The organism is Serratia sp. 506_PEND, from assembly GCF_001076875.1.
GTDB classification, from domain to species: Bacteria; Pseudomonadota; Gammaproteobacteria; order Enterobacterales; family Enterobacteriaceae; genus Serratia; species Serratia marcescens.
Genome location: NZ_JVEL01000299.1, coordinates 1 through 4,216, shown reverse-complemented (window position 1 = coordinate 4,216; position 4,216 = coordinate 1). Strand labels below are relative to the sequence as shown.

Below are 4,216 nucleotides of genomic sequence, written 5' to 3'. Positions count from 1 at the left end.
TTTCTGGGGCGTTGAGCGTCTGTTCTGGCAACAGAAACGAAGAGATCCTTATCTGGTGGAATTTCGTTGGCCATACCAAGGCTGAAATTACTCGGGCTCAGCATGATTGGGAACAAGGCGCGCCGCGTTTCCCGACGGTTAGCGGTTATTCTGGTGAGCGCATGACCGCACCACGCCTGCCTTGGAACGATGTTTGATAGCGTTAGGATATAATCGCCGCGATTATTCGGCTTATTTCGCTCTAATAAGGCGTAATTAATGTGATCGCGGCTCCAGCTTTACGACAATATAAGGGTTCTCGGCGGAAAAGTGATCTGGCGCATATAACGACAGTGAGAAGAAGTTTAGGATAATCCTCAGGAAGTCAGGTTGTCTCCCGTTAGTCAGATGTCAGTGAGGTCATTATGAGCCAGGTACTTTATCGTGCAAGATTGTCCCATGTCGTGGTTGCCACGGCGCTGTTTTGGGTCTCTGTCGCGGCATTGTTGGTCGCCGTATTAAACTAACCTCAAAAAATGACTCCTGCATAAACCCGCTTCGGCGGGTTTTTTTATCTCCGCCGATAGGGTGGTGAGCGAAGGAGTTTATAATTGATGACATCTTCAATAAACGACTGGAACCACCATGAAGTTCTTTGCCGATATTTTGCTGCTGCTCATCGTAGCGCTCCATCTTTATATCCTGGTGTTGGAAATGTTCCTGTGGCGTACGCCACTCGGCAGGCGCGCATTCGGCACAACGGCGGAGTTCGCCGCAGCCACGCGGGTGTTGGCCGCCAATCAGGGGTTGTACAACGGCTTTCTGGCCTTGGGGTTGGCATGGAGCTACTGGCGTGAGGATATGGCACTGCAGCTGTTCTTTCTCGGGTGTGTGCTGGCGGCCGGGGTGTTCGGCGGGTTGAGCGCCAGCCGCAAAATTCTGTGGGTGCAGGCGCTGCCGGCCGCGATCGCGATGCTGGCGGTCTGGGGGGCGCGTTANCCCGCCGATTTGCGGCGGGCTTCAGGCGGATTTTTGGTGAATGACGTGCAGCGGCGGATCGATGTGCAGATCAACGCTCAAATCCTGGCGGAAATCATAGGGTGTGATATTAAAACGCTTTCTGAACATGTAGGTGAAGTGGGACTGAGAACCGAAGCCAAAGTCCAGGGCGATGTCGAAGATCGACGCTTCACTGCTGCGCAGTTGATAGACCGCGCCGGCCAGACGGCGTTCGCGAATGTATTTACCGAGCGAAATCCCTGTCGCTTCTTTGAACAGCTTCTGCATGTGCCACAGCGAGTAGCCGGAGTACTCGGCCAGCTCTTCGAGATGGATCACTCGTCCGAGGTGAGTTTCGACCCATTTGCTGAGGGCGCAGACCAACGAGAGGTGGTGTTCTTGTATCATCAGTGCGTCAGTGTGAGACCTACATAGCGGTGAAGTATACACAACTTGCCGCCGTGGACAAAAATGCCGCCGGTGACGGGGGGCAATTATTCGGAAAAACCGTTTGACCGCCGCTTGTCAGCCGAAAGGAAAAACGGCTAATCTGGGACTGTCGCCGCCGCGGTGGGGGACGCAAAGAAAGCCGCAGCAAGAACCGCCAAAACAGAGTCAGCCGTAACAACTCAACGTTGATGGGGTGATCGCATGTTAATGACAGTGATTATTACTCTGGTTGTAATCGTGGGCGTCGGCGCTTTTATGGCGACGCCGGTGATGAGCATGAAAAATGCGGAAGGTGTGGGAGGTGAAGAACCGTGAGAGCAAGAAGACAGGCACGCCGCTGAGCGGGGCGAGCGCTAATCGGGAAAGCCTGGGTCAGAAACCCGGGCTTTTTGTTGCGTAACCGCTCAAACGTTTTTCCGCTCGACGGTTTCCTCTCCCCAATAAAGCTGGTCGGCGGTGGTTTTGGCAAAGGCCTTCTCCAGCGCCTCATCACTGCCTTCTTCCCAGATTTTCTGCGCCAACACTTCATCGTTCCCTGCCAGCTCAAAAATGGCTTCGGCGATTTCCACCGAAGTTTCACGCACTGTCGCCCAGGATTTCACATTGTGATTCGCCATAACTTTCTCCTGTTGGTTGTGGCTTGTGGGTGGTTTTTACCACCGCCATGCAGCAAGTATAGGCCAATCCGCCGCAGGCTTTTGCCCGCCGGTGCGCAGAATGGGGGAAAAAGACGGGGAGAGCGGGCAATGGCGCGGACGCCATGCTATTCTGTGCGGCGTTTGAATCAAGAAGGAAATTTATTATGTCTGACATGCTGAGCAACGAGCAGGAACTGGCTTCCGATCTGGTCGCTTGCCAACTGGTCATCAAACAGATTCTGGACGTTATCGACGTGATTGCGCCGACCGAAGTGCGCGACAAGATGGCGGGTCAGCTCAAAAGCATCGATTTCTCCACGCATCCTGCCGGCGCCGATCCGGTGACCCGCCGAGCGATTGACAAGGCGATTGCGCTGATCGAGATGAAGTTTACCCGCAACTGAGGCGGGGCCGCCGCAGAGCGGCGGCGTCGGGCGGTGGCGGTTAATCCACCACCGTTTCGATTTTCTTGAACAGCGGGCAGTCGGCTACGCCGATGAAACCGTTGTCGCCATTCACGTACTGGGCGATCGCCACGTTGCGCGCCGTCAGGTATTTGCACTGCAATCCCAACCCGCCAACGTTTTTGTTGCTGCCGATCAGCACGCCGTAGCCCGAGATCAAAAAGCCGCCGTAAATGACCGCCAACACCAATACCCACTTAATCAATTTGCTCATCGTATTTCCTCGTTATCCCTGAGGGTTCATCTAGCCACGGCGCCTATGCGAGGGCAAGGGTAACAGTCTGAAAACCGGGCGATAGCCAGAAATCTAAACGGAAAGTTAAACTTCGTTTAACTTCGCTGTGATAACATGCGCGATAGATTACCAAGATAACAATGAGGCTGCTAAATTTGTTGCGAAAAAAAATCCTCGTGATAATGACGGCCGTCGCTGCCTGCCTGTTTTTCTACCTGCTGGCGCTGGACAGCTATTGCGACGATGGTGGAAATTTTGCGTTGGGCATCTGTTCGGTGACCCGCTTCGTGCCCTGGTAAGCAATTTTTGGCAGGGATGTTCGCACGGCCGCCGCGAGTGTTAAGATGGCGGCCTGAATTTCGCAGTAGATAGGGTTGTCCATGTACGATTTAGGTTTTGGCCAGAACGGCCTGTTGTCGCTGGCCCTCGCCGCCGTGGCGTTGCTGGCCGGGCTGTGGGTCTGGTTCCTGGTGAACCGCGCCAGCGTGCGCGCCAACGAGCAGATTCGCCTGCTGCAGGAGATTGCCGAGCAACAACGCCAGCAAACTGCGCTGTTGAAGCGTATGGCGCACCGCGCCGGCGCAGACGGCGCCGCTGCTGCTGACGACGATCTCAACCCCGCGCTGGATTTCAAAGGTTTCATCCCCGAACGTTGAGCATGATGCCCCGGCCGACGGCTGCGTCGCCGGGGCGCCTCAGTAAAACACCATGCCCTGATACGGCTTTTCCCGGCATGCCGCCAGGCGGCTGGCCAAATCGCCGGCATGGATCTCCAATTGATGCCCATCGGGATCGAGAAAATAGAGTGATTCGCCTTCGCTGCGATTGCTTTTCCACTCTTCGACGCCGGCCTGGCGCAACCGCTCGCTGACCTGCTCAATGTGTTCCGGCGCAACGCTGAAGGCGTAATGGGTGTAATCGCGCTCGCGTTGTTGCATGCGCGTTTCATCCAGCGACAGGCATAGCCACAACGGCCCTAACGAAAGATAGGCGCCGCCTTGCCAGCGGGCGTGCGGGATAAATCCCAACAGATGACGATAAAAATCGAAGCTGCGATCGAGATTGCTGACGGCGAGCGTCAGATGGTTAAGGCCGGTCAACATACATGCGTTCTCTGGGCGCTGAACAGGGCGAAAAGTTTACGCAGGCGCTAAGGAAAGATAAAGGGGACAAAGCATTAGTAGAGATAATGTGAAAACCGGCGGCGCTGTCATAAAACTGTCGTACAGACATCGTAATGTAGCGCGAACCTTACGAAAGATGGATGAAGCCGATGATTAAATGGTACGAAGAAAGCGATGCCGAAGTGAACCGCAGCATTGCGCTGCTGACCGGAGAGAACCCGGACAAGTGGTATCCCTACGGTGGTGTGAAAGGTAAAGATTACTGCAAGAATCCCTCCGATGCCTGGCCGATCATTTGCGCCAACAAAATCAGTCTGAACCCCGACA

At 54.9% G+C, this 4,216-nt stretch carries 8 protein-coding genes and 2 pseudogenes; 6 read left to right on the top strand and 4 right to left on the bottom strand.

Translation table 11 applies throughout. The annotated features are described in order from the left end of the window. Positions 1 to 197: pirin-like C-terminal cupin domain-containing protein (locus ADK28_RS29910; RefSeq protein WP_275452764.1), on the top strand; the 197-nt coding region annotated here is incomplete at its 5' end. A 427-nt stretch (positions 198 to 624) separates the two neighbouring features. Continuing rightward, positions 625 to 963 (top strand): annotated as a pseudogene (locus ADK28_RS08165) (DUF1304 domain-containing protein); the annotation flags it as partial. Positions 964 to 999: 36 nt separating this feature from the next. Here ADK28_RS08165 and ADK28_RS29905 read toward each other — a convergent pair. After that, on the bottom strand, positions 1,000 to 1,386 hold the full coding sequence (locus tag ADK28_RS29905; protein WP_004927697.1) for a helix-turn-helix domain-containing protein: 387 nt from the start codon (positions 1,384 to 1,386) through the stop codon (positions 1,000 to 1,002). Between the two features lie 446 nt (positions 1,387 to 1,832). Further along, on the bottom strand, positions 1,833 to 2,045 hold the full coding sequence (locus ADK28_RS08160; protein WP_004927694.1) for a YccJ family protein: 213 nt from the start codon (positions 2,043 to 2,045) through the stop codon (positions 1,833 to 1,835). A gap of 185 nt (positions 2,046 to 2,230) precedes the next feature. Here ADK28_RS08160 and ADK28_RS08155 point away from each other — a divergent pair, with 185 nt between their 5' ends. Beyond that, on the top strand, positions 2,231 to 2,470 hold the full coding sequence (locus ADK28_RS08155; protein WP_004927692.1) for a DUF2766 family protein: 240 nt from the start codon (positions 2,231 to 2,233) through the stop codon (positions 2,468 to 2,470). A 40-nt stretch (positions 2,471 to 2,510) separates the two neighbouring features. On the opposite strand, the gene ADK28_RS08150 is transcribed toward ADK28_RS08155, so the two are convergent. Next, on the bottom strand, positions 2,511 to 2,744 hold the full coding sequence (locus ADK28_RS08150) for a YobH family protein (protein ID WP_004927690.1): 234 nt from the start codon (positions 2,742 to 2,744) through the stop codon (positions 2,511 to 2,513). Positions 2,745 to 2,905: 161 nt separating this feature from the next. Here ADK28_RS08150 and ADK28_RS08145 point away from each other — a divergent pair, with 161 nt between their 5' ends. Together ADK28_RS08145 and ADK28_RS08140 are read left to right on the top strand one after the other, a co-directional pair. Continuing rightward, on the top strand, positions 2,906 to 3,064 hold the full coding sequence (locus ADK28_RS08145) for a PhoP/PhoQ regulator MgrB (RefSeq protein ID WP_004927688.1): 159 nt from the start codon (positions 2,906 to 2,908) through the stop codon (positions 3,062 to 3,064). A gap of 81 nt (positions 3,065 to 3,145) precedes the next feature. Beyond that, positions 3,146 to 3,421 carry a YebO family protein gene (locus ADK28_RS08140; RefSeq protein ID WP_033640075.1) on the top strand — a complete coding sequence of 92 codons (276 nt, stop codon included), beginning with the start codon at positions 3,146 to 3,148 and terminating at the stop codon, positions 3,419 to 3,421. Between the two features lie 39 nt (positions 3,422 to 3,460). Here ADK28_RS08140 and fos read toward each other — a convergent pair whose 3' ends face one another. Further along, positions 3,461 to 3,868 (bottom strand): fosfomycin resistance glutathione transferase, encoded by a 408-nt coding sequence (gene fos, locus ADK28_RS08135; RefSeq protein WP_015378164.1) that lies wholly within the window; start codon positions 3,866 to 3,868, stop codon positions 3,461 to 3,463. A gap of 170 nt (positions 3,869 to 4,038) precedes the next feature. Between fos and ADK28_RS31365 the strand changes: the two are divergent. After that, positions 4,039 to 4,216 (top strand): annotated as a pseudogene (locus tag ADK28_RS31365) (DUF2591 family protein); the annotation flags it as partial.

Bases quoted from the DNA above. Each gene is read 5' to 3' on its own strand.
- ADK28_RS29905 (WP_004927697.1), bottom strand. From the start codon at position 1,386: ATGATACAAGAACACCACCTCTCGTTGGTCTGCGCCCTCAGCAAATGG.
- ADK28_RS08160 (WP_004927694.1), bottom strand. From the start codon at position 2,045: ATGGCGAATCACAATGTGAAATCCTGGGCGACAGTGCGTGAAACTTCG.
- ADK28_RS08155 (WP_004927692.1), top strand. From the start codon at position 2,231: ATGTCTGACATGCTGAGCAACGAGCAGGAACTGGCTTCCGATCTGGTC.
- ADK28_RS08150 (WP_004927690.1), bottom strand. From the start codon at position 2,744: ATGAGCAAATTGATTAAGTGGGTATTGGTGTTGGCGGTCATTTACGGC.
- ADK28_RS08145 (WP_004927688.1), top strand. From the start codon at position 2,906: ATGAGGCTGCTAAATTTGTTGCGAAAAAAAATCCTCGTGATAATGACG.
- ADK28_RS08140 (WP_033640075.1), top strand. From the start codon at position 3,146: ATGTACGATTTAGGTTTTGGCCAGAACGGCCTGTTGTCGCTGGCCCTC.
- fos (WP_015378164.1), bottom strand. From the start codon at position 3,868: ATGTTGACCGGCCTTAACCATCTGACGCTCGCCGTCAGCAATCTCGAT.